1 protein-coding gene is annotated in these 1035 nt (G+C 71.4%); it reads left to right on the top strand.

Annotated features, from left to right (window positions below):
• Positions 1-120: 120 nt before the first annotated feature.
• A partial coding sequence (locus N878_RS22075) for a cache domain-containing protein (protein ID WP_021445696.1) occupies positions 121-1035 on the top strand: 915 nt, incomplete at its 3' end.

The following is a 1035-nucleotide window of genomic DNA, read 5'->3' as shown; positions in this document are numbered from 1 at the left end:
TGCAGTTCGACGCCCAGGCGCCGAGCCAGCGTTTCGTCCTGGCCAGCAGCGGCCCCGCCGAACCCCCCGCGCCGCCGGCGCCGAGCGCGTTCGGCGAGGCCTTCAGGAAAGCCGCCGAAGATGCTGCGCAGTAGCTTCCAGGCGCGTATCGCCGGCGTTCTCGTCCTGCTCCTGCTGGTGGTGATCGGCGCCCTCTATGTCGCGGTGAAGGCAGCCACCGATGCGGCGCTGCGCGCCCAGGCGCAGGAACAGCTGAACGTCGGCAGCCGGGTCTTCGAGCAACTGCTGGCGCTGCGCAGCGACCAGCTGCAGCAGGCCGCCCAGGTGCTGGCGGCCGATTTCGGTTTCAAGGAGGCGGTGGCCAGCGGCGATGCGCCGACCATCCGTTCGGCGCTGGCCAACCAGGGCGCGCGGATCAACGCCGGCGCCGTGTTCCTCCTGGGCCTGGATGGCAGCCTGCAGGTGAGCACCGACCCGGGCATTGATGCCGAGGCGCTGGCCCGTCTCGACGGCCAGTTGCAGTTACCGCGGCGCGACGGCCCGCGGCTGTTCCTGCTGCCCATCGGCAGGCAGATCTACCTGCTGGTGGATGCCACGGTGAGCGCGCCGCTGCCGATCGCCCGGGTGCTGATGGGCTTTGCCGTGGACCGCGAGTTCGCCCTGCAACTGCGTGAGCTGACCCACCTGGAACTGAGTCTGGTGGCCAGTCGCGACGGCGCTGCGCCGACCTGGATCAGCACCCTGCCGGGCAGCGCCCAGGCCCTGCTGGAGGCGCAGATGGAGGCGGCCGGCGCGATGCCGCAACGCCTTGACGACGGCACCGAGCACTACTTCGGCCAGCACCTGCAACTGGCCAGCGGCCCCGGTTACCGGGTCGAGGCGCTGCTGCACAAATCCCTCGGCGAGGCCGAGGCGGCGTTCGCGCCGCTGGATCGACGCATCCTGCTGATCAGCCTGGGGGCCATGCTCGCCTCGCTGGTCGGCGCGCTGTTGCTGGCGCGCAGCGTGTCGCGGCCGGTGCGCGAACTGGCCGCT

The organism is Pseudomonas sp. EGD-AK9, assembly GCF_000465935.2.
GTDB lineage: Bacteria > Pseudomonadota > Gammaproteobacteria > Pseudomonadales > Pseudomonadaceae > Aquipseudomonas.
The sequence above is the reverse complement of the archived record's forward strand: the minus strand, read 5'-3'. Positions and strand labels throughout refer to the sequence as shown.